The organism is Streptomyces sp. IBSBF 2435, from assembly GCF_036815005.1.
Lineage (GTDB): Bacteria > Actinomycetota > Actinomycetes > Streptomycetales > Streptomycetaceae > Actinacidiphila.
This window is the reverse complement of the sequence record NZ_JAJSYW010000194.1, coordinates 1-13,592: the sequence shown is the minus strand read 5'-3', so window position 1 is coordinate 13,592 and position 13,592 is coordinate 1. Positions and strand designations below refer to the sequence as shown.

The 13,592-nt window shown below is 70.9% G+C and carries 16 protein-coding genes; 4 read left to right on the top strand and 12 right to left on the bottom strand.

All coding sequences use genetic code 11. The annotated features are described in order from the left end of the window. Positions 1–99 precede the first annotated feature (99 nt). Positions 100–333, bottom strand: a complete 234-nt coding sequence (locus tag V7E46_RS28235) for a glucose PTS transporter subunit EIIB (protein WP_033175692.1) — start codon at positions 331–333, stop codon at positions 100–102. A gap of 483 nt (positions 334–816) precedes the next feature. Between V7E46_RS28235 and V7E46_RS28230 the strand changes: the two genes are divergently transcribed. Further along, positions 817–2,100, top strand: coding sequence for a PTS transporter subunit EIIC (locus V7E46_RS28230; RefSeq protein ID WP_333771061.1), 1,284 nt, complete (start codon positions 817–819; stop codon positions 2,098–2,100). Positions 2,101–2,140: 40 nt separating this feature from the next. On the opposite strand, the gene V7E46_RS28225 is transcribed toward V7E46_RS28230, so the two are convergent. The 8 genes from V7E46_RS28225 to clpS form a co-directional block, all read right to left on the bottom strand. Continuing rightward, positions 2,141–2,893: an MBL fold metallo-hydrolase gene (locus V7E46_RS28225; protein WP_329178672.1), complete on the bottom strand. Its 753-nt coding sequence runs from the start codon at positions 2,891–2,893 to the stop codon at positions 2,141–2,143. A 272-nt stretch (positions 2,894–3,165) separates the two neighbouring features. After that, positions 3,166–4,116, bottom strand: a complete 951-nt coding sequence (locus V7E46_RS28220; protein ID WP_329178670.1) for a PLP-dependent cysteine synthase family protein — start codon at positions 4,114–4,116, stop codon at positions 3,166–3,168. After that, a complete protein-coding gene (locus V7E46_RS28215) occupies positions 4,116–4,394 on the bottom strand; it encodes a MoaD/ThiS family protein (RefSeq protein WP_329178668.1) in 279 nt (92 codons plus the stop codon). Before V7E46_RS28215 ends, V7E46_RS28220 begins: the two co-directional genes overlap by 1 nt. A 113-nt stretch (positions 4,395–4,507) precedes the next feature. Next, positions 4,508–4,612: a putative leader peptide gene (locus tag V7E46_RS28210; RefSeq protein WP_329178666.1), complete on the bottom strand. Its 105-nt coding sequence runs from the start codon at positions 4,610–4,612 to the stop codon at positions 4,508–4,510. Between the two features lie 59 nt (positions 4,613–4,671). Beyond that, positions 4,672–5,082, bottom strand: coding sequence for a Mov34/MPN/PAD-1 family protein (locus V7E46_RS28205; RefSeq protein ID WP_073493638.1), 411 nt, complete (start codon positions 5,080–5,082; stop codon positions 4,672–4,674). 49 nt (positions 5,083–5,131) lie between these two features. Beyond that, positions 5,132–6,601: an amino acid permease gene (locus tag V7E46_RS28200; RefSeq protein ID WP_333771060.1), complete on the bottom strand. Its 1,470-nt coding sequence runs from the start codon at positions 6,599–6,601 to the stop codon at positions 5,132–5,134. Positions 6,602–6,673: 72 nt separating this feature from the next. Next, on the bottom strand, positions 6,674–7,237 hold the full coding sequence (locus V7E46_RS28195) for a DUF2017 domain-containing protein (protein WP_333771059.1): 564 nt from the start codon (positions 7,235–7,237) through the stop codon (positions 6,674–6,676). Then, on the bottom strand, positions 7,237–7,557 hold the full coding sequence (gene clpS / locus V7E46_RS28190; protein WP_329178659.1) for an ATP-dependent Clp protease adapter ClpS: 321 nt from the start codon (positions 7,555–7,557) through the stop codon (positions 7,237–7,239). Before clpS ends, V7E46_RS28195 begins: the two co-directional genes overlap by 1 nt. 110 nt (positions 7,558–7,667) lie before the next feature. Here clpS and V7E46_RS28185 point away from each other — a divergent pair, with 110 nt between their 5' ends. Then, positions 7,668–8,990: a nicotinate phosphoribosyltransferase gene (locus tag V7E46_RS28185; protein WP_333771058.1), complete on the top strand. Its 1,323-nt coding sequence runs from the start codon at positions 7,668–7,670 to the stop codon at positions 8,988–8,990. 102 nt (positions 8,991–9,092) lie between these two features. After that, on the top strand, positions 9,093–9,668 hold the full coding sequence (locus V7E46_RS28180; protein WP_329178656.1) for a nicotinamidase: 576 nt from the start codon (positions 9,093–9,095) through the stop codon (positions 9,666–9,668). A 13-nt stretch (positions 9,669–9,681) separates the two neighbouring features. Here V7E46_RS28180 and V7E46_RS28175 read toward each other — a convergent pair whose 3' ends face one another. Together V7E46_RS28175 and V7E46_RS28170 are read right to left on the bottom strand one after the other, a co-directional pair. Further along, positions 9,682–9,984 carry a hypothetical protein gene (locus V7E46_RS28175; RefSeq protein WP_333771056.1) on the bottom strand — a complete coding sequence of 101 codons (303 nt, stop codon included), beginning with the start codon at positions 9,982–9,984 and terminating at the stop codon, positions 9,682–9,684. An 85-nt stretch (positions 9,985–10,069) separates the two neighbouring features. Then, complete coding sequence (locus tag V7E46_RS28170; RefSeq protein ID WP_329178652.1) at positions 10,070–12,487, bottom strand: immune inhibitor A domain-containing protein; 2,418 nt, start codon at positions 12,485–12,487, stop codon at positions 10,070–10,072. A 311-nt stretch (positions 12,488–12,798) separates the two neighbouring features. On the opposite strand from V7E46_RS28170, the gene V7E46_RS28165 reads away from it, so the two are divergent. Continuing rightward, a complete protein-coding gene (locus V7E46_RS28165) occupies positions 12,799–13,092 on the top strand; it encodes a hypothetical protein (protein WP_333771054.1) in 294 nt (97 codons plus the stop codon). Positions 13,093–13,109: 17 nt separating this feature from the next. Here the strand turns inward: V7E46_RS28165 and V7E46_RS28160 are convergent. After that, positions 13,110–13,592: RDD family protein (locus V7E46_RS28160; protein ID WP_333771053.1), on the bottom strand; the 483-nt coding region annotated here is incomplete at its 5' end.

Sequence of the window (13,592 nt, the reverse complement as noted above, 5' to 3'; positions counted from 1 at the left end):
CCCCTGGTTCCGCCGGCCCCGCACATCTGCCCCCGGGTGCCAGGGGGCGCGGCGGAGGCGGGGCAGACGCGAGCTTCGGGGTGGAAGGGAGCCCGGGGGCTACATCATGTCTTCGATGTCCGACGCGATCGGATCCGCGTCCGTCCCGATCACGACCTGGATCGCCGTACCCATCTTCACCACGCCGTGGGCGCCGGCGGCCTTGAGTGCGGCCTCATCGACGAGGGAGGGGTCGACGACCTCCGTGCGCAGGCGGGTGATGCAGCCCTCGACCTCTTCGATGTTGTCGAGTCCGCCGAGCCCGGCGACGATCTTCTCTGCCTTGGTGGCCATCTGAGTCTCCCTGTTTCTCCGACCCACCGCGGGTCCGTCATGTCACGTTAACGCACGGTTGGCCCAGCTTCGCGAGCGGTCGATCCCGCGGTGGGCCACCATGTCGATCATGGACGCCGGTCTCCCGCATCCCCAAGTGGTCTACACCACTGTACGCGACCGGCCCGCCCGGGGCCGGCCCGGGTGAGCGCAGGGCACCGCCGTCGCGCGGCCCGGCCGCGGCTGGAGCGGCCGGTTCTCCCAAGGCCCGCAGAAGGCGGGCCGCAGCCCGCAAGGAGAGGGAGCGGGACACCGTCAAGTAGCGCGACTTTCCGTGACGGCGGCGCGAACCGTACGTCACACCCCCTGGTCAGCGGACCCGGGGGGCTTCGCTGTGCGTGAGCGGTGTGACGCAGCACACCCGGAATCGTGGATTCCTTTACGCGCATCCGACGTGTTACATAGGTCTACACCACTAAGTGGTATAGACCACGGAGGATTCTGATGACAACGGCCACGGCCCCCGACGACGCCGCTCCCGCGGCTCCCTCGGCTCCCGCGAAGAAGCGCGGCTCCGGGATTTTCCAGGGCCTGCAGAAGATCGGCCGCAGCCTTCAGCTGCCGATCGCGGTCCTGCCCGCCGCCGGCATCATGGTCCGGCTGGGCCAGCCCGACGTCTTCGGCAGCGACGGCCTGGGCTGGGACAAGGTCGCGTCCGTCTTCGGCAACGCCGGCGGGGCGCTGACCGGCGCCCTGCCGATGCTGTTCTGCATAGGCGTGGCCATCGGCTTCGCCAAGAAGTCCGACGGCTCGACCGCGCTGGCCGCCCTGGTCGGCTTCCTGGTCTATTCCAAGGTACTGCAGGCCTTCCCCGTTCACGACGCGGTGATCAACACCACAGCCAACAGCGGTATCGACGTCGCCGCGGTCTACAACGACCCCGGTGTGCTCGGCGGCATCATCATGGGCCTGCTCTCCGCGGTCGTCTGGCAGCGCTTCCACCGCACCAAGCTCGTGGAGTGGCTGGGCTTCTTCAACGGCCGGCGCCTGGTCCCGATCCTGATGGCCTTCGTCGGCCTGGCCGTGGGCGTCTTCTTCGGCCTGGTCTGGGAGCCGATCGGTGACGGTATCACCCACTTCGGCAACTGGATGACGGGCCTGGGCCCGGGCGGCGCCGCCCTCTTCGGCGGCGTGAACCGCGCGCTGATCCCGGTCGGCATGCACCAGTTCGTCAACGCCGTGGCCTGGTTCCAGATCGGCGACTTCACCGACGCCACCGGCACCGTCGTGCACGGCGACATCCCGCGCTTCCTGGCGGGCGACCACAGCGCGGGCATGTTCCAGTCCGGCTTCTTCCCGATCATGATGTTCGGCCTGCCCGCCGCCGCGCTGGCGATGGCGCACACCGCGCGCCCCGAGCGCCGCAAGGCCGTGCTCGGCATGATGGTGTCCATCGGGCTGACCTCGTTCGTGACCGGTGTCACCGAGCCGATCGAGTTCTCGTTCATGTTCATCGCGCCGGTGCTGTACGTGATCCACATCCTGCTGACCGCCGCGTCGATGGCCATCACCTGGGGCCTGGGCGTGCACGCCGGCTTCAACTTCTCGGCCGGCCTGATCGACTACGCGCTGAACTGGAGCCATGCCACCAAGCCGTGGCTGATCATCCCGATCGGCCTGGTGTTCGCGGCGGTCTACTACGTCGTGTTCCGGTTCGCGATCGTGAGGTTCGACCTCAAGACCCCGGGCCGCGAGCCCGCAGAGGAGATCGAGGACCTGACCAAGTAGGTCAGGACCGGCACGGACGTACGAAGGCGGGCGCGCCGGTCTACAGCTCGTAGACCGCGCCCGCCTTCGCCAGTTCCACCGGGCCGTCGAAGGCGGCCCGGGCGTCGCGCAGGTTGGCCATGGGGCTGGTCCAGGGCGGGATGTGGGTCAGCACCAGCCGGGACACCCCGGCGCGGGCGGCGATCTGCCCGGCCTCGCGGCCGTTGAGGTGCAGCTCGGGGATGTCCTCCTTGCCGTACATGAAGGACGCCTCGCACAGGAAGAGGTCCGCGCCCCGGGCGAGGGTGTCGAGCGCGTCGCAGGGGCCGGTGTCGCCGGAGTAGGTGAGCGTGCGGCCCTGGTAGCCGAGCCGGAAGCCGTAGGCCTCGACGGGGTGGCTGACCAGGTCGGTGCTGATGTCGAACGGGCCGAGCCGGAAGCTGCCCGGCTGGAGGGTGCGGAAGTCGAAGACCTCGCTCATGCACTTCTCGTCGGGTACGTCGCCGTAGGCGATGTTCAGCCGGCGCTCGGTGCCGGCCGGGCCGTAGACCGGGATCGCGGCGGCCGGGCCGCCGTCGTGGCGGTAGTAGCGGGCCACGAAGTAGCCGCACATGTCGATGCAGTGGTCGGCGTGCAGATGGCTCAGCACGACCGCGTCCAGGTCGTAGAGCCCGCAGTGGCGCTGCAGTTCGCCCAGGGCGCCGTTGCCCATGTCGATCAGCAGCCGGAAGCCGTCGGCCTCGACGAGATAGCTCGAACAAGCCGAGTCCACGGACGGGAACGACCCCGAGCAGCCGACGACGGTGAGCTTCATTCCGGGAAACACCTCCGAGGGCGCGCCGCAATCACCCCTTTCCTGGCGGGGCGGGGGAATTGGCGGAAGCGGTCCGCCATGTCTTGCCGAGGGTAGAGCGCAAGGCGGTGCGCTGGGCCTCCACGGCGCCCCGTTGTGGGCGGAATCACCAGTCCGGGGGGTCTTTTAGGTCCCGTACGGCCGCACTTGGCGCTTTGTGTTCGACGGCGGCAGGCGGGAGCGGGCGGTACGCCGGACGGGCGGGGCCCCGTCCGGCGCGCCGCCGCCGCGGGTCAGGCCCAGAGCTGGCCGTGCAGGGCGGCCACCGCGGCCTCGGTGGTCGGCGCGGTGTAGATGCCGGTGGACAGGTACTTCCAGCCGCCGTCGGCGACGACGAAGACCACGTCGGCCCGCTCGCCCGCACGCTCGGCCTTGGCGGCGACGCCGAGCGCCGCGTGCAGGGCCGCGCCGGTGGACACTCCGGCGAAGATGCCCTCCTGCTGGAGCAGTTCGCGGGTGCGGCGGACCGCGTCCTGGGAGCCGACCGAGAAGCGGGTGGTGAGCACCGACTCGTCGTACAGCTCGGGCACGAAGCCCTCGTCGAGGTTGCGCAGCCCGTAGACCAGGTCGTCGTAGCGCGGCTCGGCGGCGACGATGGCGACGCCGGGGACCTTCTCGCGCAGGAAGCGGCCGACGCCCATCAGGGTGCCCGTGGTGCCCAGGCCCGCGACGAAGTGGGTGATGGTCGGCAGGTCGGCGAGGATCTCCGGGCCCGTGGTGGTGTAGTGCGCCCCGGAGTTGGCGGGGTTGCCGTACTGGTAGAGCATCACCCAGTCGGGGTGTTCCGCGGCCAGTTCCTTGGCGACCCGCACGGCGGTGTTGGAGCCGCCGGCCGCGGGCGAGGAGATGATCTCGGCGCCCCACATGGTGAGCAGTTCGCGCCGCTCCGAGGAGGTGTTCTCGGGCATCACGCAGACGATGCGGTAGCCCTTGAGCCGGGCGGCCATCGCCAGCGAGATGCCGGTGTTGCCGGAGGTCGGCTCCAGGATGGTGCAGCCGGGGGTGAGCCGCCCCTCGGCCTCGGCCCGCTCGACCATGTGCAGGGCCGGGCGGTCCTTGACCGAGCCGGTCGGGTTGCGGTCCTCCAGCTTGGCCCAGACGCTCACGGCGTCGGACGGTGACAGGCGCGGCAGGCGGACCAGCGGGGTGTTGCCGACCGCCGCCAGCGGGCTGTCGTAGCGCATCAGGCCATGCCCCCGGCGACGGCGGGCAGGATCGTCACGCTGTCGCCGTCGGCGAGCTCGGTGGTGATGCCGTCCAGGAAGCGGACGTCCTCGTCGTTGAGGTAGACGTTGACGAAGCGGCGCAGCTCGCCGCCGTCGACCACCCGGTCCCGCAGCCCCGCGTGGCGGCTGTCGAGGTCGGTGAGCAGCTCGTCGAGCGTGCTGCCCGCGCCTTCGACGGACTTCTCGCCGTCGGTGTAGGTGCGGAGGATGGTCGGGATGCGGACCTCGATGGCCATGTCTGCGCTCCAGTGAGTGCGTGGGTGCGGGGACGGGCTGGTGCTCGTCGCGGGCGGGGCTGCGGTGCCGTGCGGGCCGTACGGGGTGCGGGCGGAGCGGCGCGGTGGTGCGGTCAGGCGCGCGGACACGCCGCGCTGGTGCGGCGGCACAGATCGACGTGCAGCCGCGCCACGAGCGGCGTGCCCGGCGCATTGTCGCTCACGTCGGAGAAAACCATGCGCTCATCGTATCGATTCCCCGAACCGGGCTCAGGCGCACGTCTCGGCATCCGGAACGTCAGGCGTACGAAGCCACTACTTTGACCGGTTCTTCCGTGACGGCACCGTCCACGATGCGGAACGAGCGGAACTGGAAGTCCTCCGCGGTCGACACCAGGACGTAGTGCGCGCCCGGCTCGTTGGCGTAGGAGATGTCGGTGCGGGACGGGTACGCCTCGGTCGCGGTGTGCGAGTGGTAGACGATCACCGGCTCCTCGTCCCGGTCGTCGAGGTCCCGGTAGAGCTTGAGCAGGTCGGTGGAGTCGAACTCGTAGAAGGTCGGCGAGCGGGCAGCGTTCAGCATCGGGATGAACCGCTCGGGGCGGCCGCTGCCCTCCGGCCCCGCCACGATGCCGCAGGCCTCGTCGGGGTGGTCGGCGCGGGCGTGGGCCACGATCGCGTCGTACAGCTCCTGGGTGATGGTCAGCATGCGGGAAAAGTAACAGGGGCGGCCAGGGCTCCAGCAGGGCGCCGCCGTCTCACAGCGCGGCGGCGTCCGGGGTGGTCCGCGGGCCGTCCGCGAGGTCGCCCTCCGGCGACGGCGGCACATGGGCGCGGCGGGCGAAGGCGGCCGGGTTGCGCCGCTTGAGCACCCGGTGGCCGGCCGCCAGCGCGGCGAACCACAGCGGGACGCCGTAGAGCGAGATCCGCGCCTGGCTGTCGGCGCCGATCAGCACCACGACCACGGCCAGGAAGCCCAGCGCCGCCCAGCTGGCCGCGGCGCCGCCCGGCGCGGTGAACCAGGCGGTCGCGGCCCGCCCGGCGCGCACGGCGGCCCGGTAGCGGATGTGCGAGCCGAGGATCACCGCCCAGGTCCACACCCCGGCGACGGTCGCGAAGGCGGTGATGTACGTGAACGCGCCCGCCGGGTCGACGTAGTTGAGCCACACCCCGATGCCCATCACGCCGACCGAGGCGAGCGTGCCGGCCGCCGGGGTGCGGCGCGCGGTCAGCCGGCCGAACAGCTGCGGCCCCTGGCCGTTGACGGCCAGGTCGCGCAGCATCCGGCCGGTGGAGTACATCCCGGAGTTGCACGACGACAGGGCGGCGGACAGCACCACGAAATTCACGATGCCGGCGCCGAAGGGGATGCCGATCTTGGCAAAGGCGGCCACGAACGGGCTGACGCCCGGGCTGAATTCGGTCCAGGACACCACGCAGAGCATCACGGTCAGCGCGCCGACGTAGAACAGCGCGATGCGCCACGGCAGGGTGTTGATGGCCCGGGGCAGCGTCCTGCGCGGGTTCTGCGCCTCGCCCGCGGTCACCCCGACGAGTTCGACCGCGACGTAGGCGAACATGACGATCTGCAGGGTCAGCAGCGAGCTGCCGACCCCGTTGGGGAAGAAGCCGCCGTCGCGCCACAGGTGGCCGACCGACGCGGTGTCACCGGCCGCGGACAGGCCGAGGGTCAGCACGCCGACGCCGATCAGGATCATCCCCAGGATCGCGGTGACCTTGATCATCGACAGCCAGAACTCGACCTCGCCGAACAGCTTCACCGAGATCAGGTTGGCCGCGAAGAGCAGCAGCAGGAAGCCGGCCGCCGCGCTCCACTGCGGCACCTGCGGCCACCAGTAGGCGACATACGTGGCGGCGGCGGTCACTTCTGCCATCCCGGTGACCACCCACAGCAGCCAGTACGTCCAGCCGGTGGCGTAACCGGCGAACGGGCCGAGGAATTCGCGGGCGTAGTCGGCGAAGGAGCCGGACACCGGCCGGTAGGTCAGCAGTTCGCCCAGCGCCCGCATGATCGCGAAGATGACGACGCCGGCGACGGCGTACATCAGGATCAGGCTGGGGCCGGCCTGGTGGATGGCGCGGCCCGCGCCGAGGAAGAGCCCGGTGCCGATGGCGCCGCCGATCGCGATCATCTGGATCTGCCGGCTGCCGAGGCCGCGCGCGTATTCCTCGTCGGCCTCGGCCGGTACGTCCTTCGGGTCCGTCATGCCCGGATCCGTACCACGCGGGCGCGGCGCCGAAATCCGTACTGGGCCACCGGAGGGGTCCTCGCGGGCGCCCTACGGCATCAGCGTCTCGACCAGCGACTCCTGGAGCGCGCCGAGCCACAGGTACGCCACCACCATCGGCTTGCGCTCGTCATCGTCCGGCAGGTGGTACAGCTCGTTGTCGTCGTCCTCGGTGATGTCCAGGTACGCGCCGATGGTCAGCCGCAGATCGTTGAGTGTGCCCAGCCACTGCCTGGACTCCTCGGGCGTGAGGTCCAGCTGCGCGCCGCCCCGGTCCAGGCAGCGCACCATGGCCAGCGCGTCGTCGCGCTTGCGGGCCCGCAGGTCGTTCTCGGTGAAGCGGCGGAATTCCGAGGCGTCCGCCTGCTCCTCGTAGGCGTCGGGGAACAGCCTGGCCAGCGCCGGGTCGTCCGGCGGCCTGCTGGGCCCCTCGGCGAACAGCTCAGCCAGCGGGTCGGCGTCGGCGTCGGCCGCACCGGGTCCCGGGCCGACCAGCTCCAGCAGCTGGACGACCAGGGAGCGCAGGATGGAGATCTCGCCCCGGTCCAGCGCGATGGCGGCGCCGCCGCCCCGCACCGCCTCGAAGTAGCCCGAACGGGCCCGCTTGCGGCCCATCAGCGGTCCTGCGACAGCGTCGCCCACAGGCCGTAGCCGTGCATCGCCTGCACGTCGCGTTCCATCTCCTCGCGGCTGCCGCTGGAGACCACGGCCCTGCCCTTGTGGTGGACGTCCTGCATGAGTTTGGTGGCCTTGCCCTTCGAATAGCCGAAGTACGCCTGAAAGACGTATGTCACGTAGCTCATGAGGTTGACCGGGTCGTTGTGCACGATCGTCACCCACGGGACGTCCGGTTCGGGAGCGGCGAACGGCGCTTCGCTCGACTCGGGGCGTTCGGTCTCGACGGGCTCGACTGGGGCGACACTCACAGGTTCCATGCTGCCGCTGTTGTGGGGTCTCGCACAAATGGTGTGCTCGCGGGGGTGTGAGGGCGCGCACACCCCGGAGATCTCGTCAGTTTGACGAGATCGGGGGTAGCATCCCGGTCATGAGCACAGCAGAGCTGGGACTGCCGGTGGACGTGCCGTCCACCGCGCTTTTCACCGACCGCTACGAGCTGACCATGCTGCAGGCGGCGCTGCGCAGCGGGGCCGCACAGCGCCGCTCGGTCTTCGAGGCCTTCACCCGGCGGCTGCCGGAAGGCCGCCGCTACGGCGTCGTCGCCGGCACCGGCCGGGTGCTCGACGCCGTAGAGAACTTCCGCTTCGACGCGCCCGTCCTGGACTTCCTGCGGCGCGAACGCGTCGTGGACGAGGCGACACTCGAATGGCTGGCGGGATACCGCTTCACGGGTGACATCTGGGGCTACCCCGAGGGCGAGGTCTACTTCCCCGGCTCCCCGGTCCTGCGGGTCGAGGGCACCTTCGCCGAGGCGGTCGTGCTGGAGACGGTGGTCCTGTCGATCCTCAACCACGACTCGGCCATCGCCGCCGCCGCCTCCCGGATGGCCGTCGCCGCCGGCGGGCGCCCGCTGATGGAGATGGGCGCCCGGCGCACCCACGAACTGGCGGCGGTCGCCGCCTCCCGCGCCGCCTACGTCGGCGGCTTCCGCACCTCCTCCAACCTCGCGGCCGGCTTCCGCTACGGCATCCCCACCGTCGGCACCAGCGCCCACGCCTTCACGCTGCTGCACGACACCGAGCGGGACGCCTTCACCGCCCAGGTCGAGTCCCTCGGCCGCGGCACCACCCTGCTGGTCGACACCTACGACGTGGCGACCGCGGTACGCGCCGCCGTGGAGATCGCCGGGCCCGAGCTGGGCGCGGTGCGCATCGACTCCGGCGACCTGCTGCTGCTCGCCCACCGGGTGCGCCAGCAGCTTGACGACCTCGGGGCCGAGCAGACCAGGATCGTGGTCACCTCCGACCTGGACGAGTACGCCATTGCCTCGCTGGCGGCCGCGCCGGTCGACTCCTACGGGGTCGGTACGTCGCTGGTCACCGGCAGCGGGCACCCGACGTGCTCGATGGTCTACAAGCTGGTCGCCCGCGCGGCGGGCGGCGAACCGCTGGTGCCGGTGGCGAAGAAGTCGATGGGCGGGAAGACGAGCGTCGGCGGCAGGAAGTGGGCCGCGCGCCGGGTCGACGAGGACGGGGTCGCCGTCGCGGAGGTCGTCGGCAGCGGGGCGGTCCCCGAGGACCTCGTGGACCGCCAGCTCCTCGTCCCGCTGGTGCGGGCCGGCGAGGTCGTCGGGCGCGAGCCCCTGGAGGCGGCCCACGTGCGCCACATCGAGGCCAGGGCCGGCCTCCCGCTGTCCGCCACCCAGCTCTCCCGCGGCGAACCCGCCCTCCCCACAGAACAGACCACCTAGCGCCTGTACGGGGTGCCCCCCAGGGGGCGCCCCTGTCGCAGGCCGGGGGGCGGGGTCAGCGATACGCTCGGGCCGTCTTCACACATCCGCCGGAAGGGCATCATGCACCGCGCACTGATTGTCGTCGACGTGCAGAACGACTTCTGCGAGGGGGGCAGTCTCGCGGTGTCCGGGGGGGCGGACGTGGCCGCCGGGGTCACGGACCTGATCGGCGAGACGGCCGGCAGCTACCGGCATGTCGTGGCCACCCGGGACCACCACATCGAACCGGGGAGCCACTTCTCCGCCGAGCCGGACTTCGTCACCACCTGGCCCGTGCACTGCGTGGCGGGCACCGAGGGCGTCGGCTTCCACCCGAACTTCGCCCCCGCGGTGGCCTCGGGCGCGGTGGACGCGGTCTTCGACAAGGGCGCCTACGCGGCGGCGTACAGCGGTTTCGAGGGCCGGGACGAGAACGGCGCCGGGCTCGCGGACTGGCTGCGGGAGCGCGAGGTCGGCGAGGTGGACGTCGTGGGGATCGCCACCGACCACTGCGTGCGCGCGACGGCCCTGGACTCGGCCAGGGAGGGCTTCGCTACCCGGGTGCTGGTCGGGCTGACCGCCGGGGTGGCGAAGGAGACCACCGAGCGGGCGCTGGACGAGCTGCGGGCCGCGGGCGTGGAGCTGGTGCAGCCGTGAGGCGTACGGCCGGCTAGACCCGGTTCAGGGTCGAGATCGGGTGCCAGGGGTCCGACGTCCTGGCGTGTCGGTCGCGCCAGATGAGCCCGTCCGGGTGATGCAGCACCGCGGTGATCTCGTCCGGGGTGGGGGGCTCGGCGTTACCGGTCAGGCGGGTGCCGCGGAAGCCGAGGTTGCTCAGCCGGGTCAGGGCGCGCTGCCGGTTCAGCGCGTGCACCACGACCCGTACCGTGTGCGCCGGGTCGGCAGGGTGCGCCAGCGCGAGGGCCACGACGACCGTGCCGCTCGGCAGCTTGCTGAAACCTCCGACCGCCATGGTCACATCATCGGCCGTTCGGCCGCCGCCCACCAGCAGGCGACGGCCGAACGTAGCGTTACCGCAGGTCGAACGGCGTCCGCTGTCAGCGGTGCGCCGGTCCCACCTGGACGGTCAGCGTGCTGCCGTCCAGCGGCTCGGACGTGATGGTGAGCCGGGTGTTGGTGTCCGGGACCTTCACGCTGCCGTACGGGTTGCTGTCGTACCAGTACGTGCCGTAGTGGTCGTCGAAGACCGGCGAGCCGAGCTTCGCGCCGACCCGGGCGGCGACCCCGTTGTTGTGCAGGGTCAGACCCTGCGTCGGGTACCAGCTGAAGGTCGAGTCGTAGGCCTGGATGCGGTTGCGCATCAGCGTGCCGTCCGACCACTTCTCCGGCTTGGCGTGGGCGTCGACCGGCAGTATCTCGCCGGCGCCCGGGTGCGCGCCGACGTTGTTGTCGGCCTGCGAGGTGTCCCAGAGCCACACGAGCAGCCCGTTCTGGTACGGGAAGTGCTCGACCTGCTTGGCCTTGGTGTTCAGCCAGCCGAAGTTGTACGGGCCGGTCTTCAGCGTCTGGTCGTACGAGACGTACTGCCGGTTCTCCGCTATGTAGAACTCGGGGTAGTCGTTGGTGAAGGACGCGCCGATCCGGGTGAAGCCCTTGGCGGTCCAGCCGTTGTCGTCGGTCTCCGCGCCGTCGCTGACCACGGTGGCGCCGTCGGCGGTCACCTTGATCGCGTCGGCCGTGAAGCCCTGCTGGGCCACACCGCCGTCGGTGAGGTAGCGGAAGCGCAGCTGGATCTGCTTGCCCGCGTAGGCGTCGAGCGGGAAGGCCAGGTCCTCGTACGCGCCGCTGGTGCCGGTCAGCGCCGGGGCGTTGCCGCCGTCACGCGGCAGGGACTTGCCGTTGGCGGTGCCGTCGAGCGCGGTCCAGCTGGCGCCGCCGTCCGCGGAGACCTCGGTGTAGAGGTAGTCGTAGTTCTCCTCGATGTCCCACCACCCCTTGAGGGTGAGCGACGCGGAGGTCTTGCCGGTGAGGTCCACCGAACGGGTCAGGGTGTTCGCCAGGTTGTCACCGCTGCCCGACCACCACTGCTTGCTGCCCTCGGCGGGCGGGGTGATCGTCGTGGTGACGGTCTTGTCGGGCAGCGTGACTATCAGCGCCTGCTTGTCCTTGGTGTTGTACTCGGCGACGCCCAGCTTGGTGCTGGAGCGCGTCGCGGCCTTGGCCGTGCCGTAGTTGAGCCAGCCCAGCTGCAGCTTGTCCCAGGCGTTCATGTCGTCGGGACGGTCGCCGATGGCGTTCTTGCCGGTGCCCATCCACGAGCCGGACGACATCAGCGTCCAGAAGGCGGTGTTGTTCTCGCCGATGTACGTGGTGTCGTACTCGTCGGGGAGGCCGAGGTCGTGGCCGTACTCGTGCGCGAAGACGCCGAGGCCGCCGTTCTCCGGCTGGAGGGTGTAGTCGCCGACCCAGATGCCGGTGTTGCCGATCTGGGTGCCGCCCGCGCGGTTGTCGGCCGGCCCGGTGCGGCCCGCGTCGGTGCCGTACGCGTACCAGCGGTGCGCCCACAGCGCGTCGGTGGCCTGTGCGCCGCCGCCGGCCGACTCGTCCTCGCCCGCGTGGACGATCTGGAAGTGGTCGATGTAGCCGTCCGGCTCGTTGAAGTTGCCGTCGCCGTCGTAGTCGTAACGGTCCCACTGGTCGTACTGCGCCAGGTCCGCCTTGACCTGGGCGTCGGTACGGCCCTGCGCCTTCTGGTCGGCGACATAGGCGGTGGTGGCGTCGCGGATCAGGTCCCAGGCGCTGGAGCAGATGGTGCTGCCGCAGTAGTTGGAACCGTAACGGGCCTCGTTCCAGGGCACCTTGACCCAGGCGGAGACCTCACCGTCGACCGAGTAGCGGCCCGAGGACTGCTTCTCGTAGTAGGTGGCCAGCGAGTCGGCGCCGGACTTGTGCGAGAAGTACAGGTCCTGGAAGTGCGCCTGGTTGTAGTCGGCCTGCCAGGCGGTGCTGTTGTCGGCCGCCGGGTCGGGCTTGGCGATCGTGTTGTGCGCCGGGCCCGGCGTGCCGCCGTACTTGGTGACCGGGGCGTCGGGGCCGTCGGGACCGTCCGGGTCGTAGGTGGTGGTGCTGTCCACCTGGTTGCCGAACTCGGCCAGGATGGTGAAGATCTTGTCGGTCTTCTCCCGGCCCAACTCCACGTACTTGCTCTTCTTGCCCTTGCCGGAGCCGAGCTGGACGACCTTGGAGGCGCCGATCTGCTGGACCGACGCCTGTCCCGCGACGACCTGCTGGAGGGCGGCGGAGCGCTCGGCCTCCTGCTGCTTGCTGAACGGGCCCGGCAGGTCGTGGGCCTGGCTCTCCGCCGGGTCGTGCGCCGAAGCCGCAGGTACGGTGCCGGGTGCGTGCTCCGGCGCCGCCGCGTAGGCACCCGCCGCGGTAGCGGTGGGAAGCACGCCCAGCACGGCGATTGCCAGTGCCAGGGCGGCGGGTTGGGTGATCCTCCGGTGATATTTCAAGACTACTTGACCTCCCCTTGGGAAAGGCCATTGCACCGGAGTGGCGGACGAAAAAACAGACCTTGACTTGGGCATGGCAGGACAGTACGTTTACCGGTTCCGCGGCTCCGCTGACCGGACATCAGTCCGCGCAAGTACCCCTGCGCTGTCCGAGCGTTGACAGAACCGGATGCGCGTGCGACCCCGTGCGCCCCCTCGTGCACCGCACGACGGGTGAGGCCATGCTTACCCGGTGTTCGCCCCGGGCATGCCGAACAGGAACCACCCGTCAGCGTGCCCCCGCTTCGACGTACCCGAGGACGGTTCCCCCGATGCCACGTCCGACGACTCCGCAACTCGCCTACGGTTCCCTGACCGTCGTCCTGTCCACCCTCGCGGCGCTGCTGCTGTTCGACGTACGCTCCGGCGCCGCGGTCGCCGGCGTGGCCGCCGGCGGGCTGGTGCTCGGGGTGCTCGTCGCAGTGACCGTGACCATGCCGGCCACCGCCCGCCGCCGCGCCTCCCTCGGCCCGGCCCCGCTTCCGCCGGCCCACGCCCCCGCCTCGCGCTCCCGCGCGGCGAGCGGCGCCCACTCCCGGGTCGGTGAGCGCTCGCTGCGGCGCTGAGCCGCTCGGGCGGCCCATCAGACGGCGGTCACGACTACGGTCCTGGCCGCCTTCTCGTGCAGCCCCTGCTTGTACGGCCTGTCCACCAGCACGGTGAGGCCGATGATCAGGAACCAGAAGCAGCTGCAGCAGAAGGCCGGCAGCCACAGCACGGCCGCGCGGATCGCGGCGGCATTCGTGTTCGGCACGCTGCCGTCGGACAGCATCGCCGTCCGCAGGCCCATCAGCTTCTTGCCCACCGTCTGACCGGTGGACTTCGTCATGTACCACTCGTAGAGGAAGCCGATCCCGGCCGTGAAGACGCCGCCGACCGCGGACCGGCCGTAGCTGAAGTCGTTGCCGTGCACCCCGCCGGCCGCCCAGTCCAGCAGGCCCGCCGGGATCAGCACGATGACGATGTCGATGACGCGGGCCAGCACTCTTCTGCCCGCGGCGGCCAGCGGGGGCATGCCGGCCAGCGGGTCCCGGCCGCCGCCCCCTCCCCCGCCGGGCCCATAGCC

What these genes read in the sequence shown, in the direction of transcription:
- V7E46_RS28175 (WP_333771056.1), bottom strand. Translation starts at nt 9,984, where the DNA reads ATGGCGGTCGGAGGTTTCAGCAAGCTGCCGAGCGGCACGGTCGTCGTG.
- V7E46_RS28165 (WP_333771054.1), top strand. Translation starts at nt 12,799, where the DNA reads ATGCCACGTCCGACGACTCCGCAACTCGCCTACGGTTCCCTGACCGTC.
- V7E46_RS28180 (WP_329178656.1), top strand. Translation starts at nt 9,093, where the DNA reads ATGCACCGCGCACTGATTGTCGTCGACGTGCAGAACGACTTCTGCGAG.
- V7E46_RS28225 (WP_329178672.1), bottom strand. Translation starts at nt 2,893, where the DNA reads ATGAAGCTCACCGTCGTCGGCTGCTCGGGGTCGTTCCCGTCCGTGGAC.
- V7E46_RS28210 (WP_329178666.1), bottom strand. Translation starts at nt 4,612, where the DNA reads ATGGTTTTCTCCGACGTGAGCGACAATGCGCCGGGCACGCCGCTCGTG.
- V7E46_RS28235 (WP_033175692.1), bottom strand. Translation starts at nt 333, where the DNA reads ATGGCCACCAAGGCAGAGAAGATCGTCGCCGGGCTCGGCGGACTCGAC.
- V7E46_RS28195 (WP_333771059.1), bottom strand. Translation starts at nt 7,237, where the DNA reads ATGGGCCGCAAGCGGGCCCGTTCGGGCTACTTCGAGGCGGTGCGGGGC.
- V7E46_RS28220 (WP_329178670.1), bottom strand. Translation starts at nt 4,116, where the DNA reads ATGCGCTACGACAGCCCGCTGGCGGCGGTCGGCAACACCCCGCTGGTC.
- V7E46_RS28205 (WP_073493638.1), bottom strand. Translation starts at nt 5,082, where the DNA reads ATGCTGACCATCACCCAGGAGCTGTACGACGCGATCGTGGCCCACGCC.
- V7E46_RS28185 (WP_333771058.1), top strand. Translation starts at nt 7,668, where the DNA reads ATGAGCACAGCAGAGCTGGGACTGCCGGTGGACGTGCCGTCCACCGCG.
- V7E46_RS28215 (WP_329178668.1), bottom strand. Translation starts at nt 4,394, where the DNA reads ATGGCCATCGAGGTCCGCATCCCGACCATCCTCCGCACCTACACCGAC.
- V7E46_RS28230 (WP_333771061.1), top strand. Translation starts at nt 817, where the DNA reads ATGACAACGGCCACGGCCCCCGACGACGCCGCTCCCGCGGCTCCCTCG.
- clpS (WP_329178659.1), bottom strand. Translation starts at nt 7,557, where the DNA reads ATGGAACCTGTGAGTGTCGCCCCAGTCGAGCCCGTCGAGACCGAACGC.
- V7E46_RS28200 (WP_333771060.1), bottom strand. Translation starts at nt 6,601, where the DNA reads ATGACGGACCCGAAGGACGTACCGGCCGAGGCCGACGAGGAATACGCG.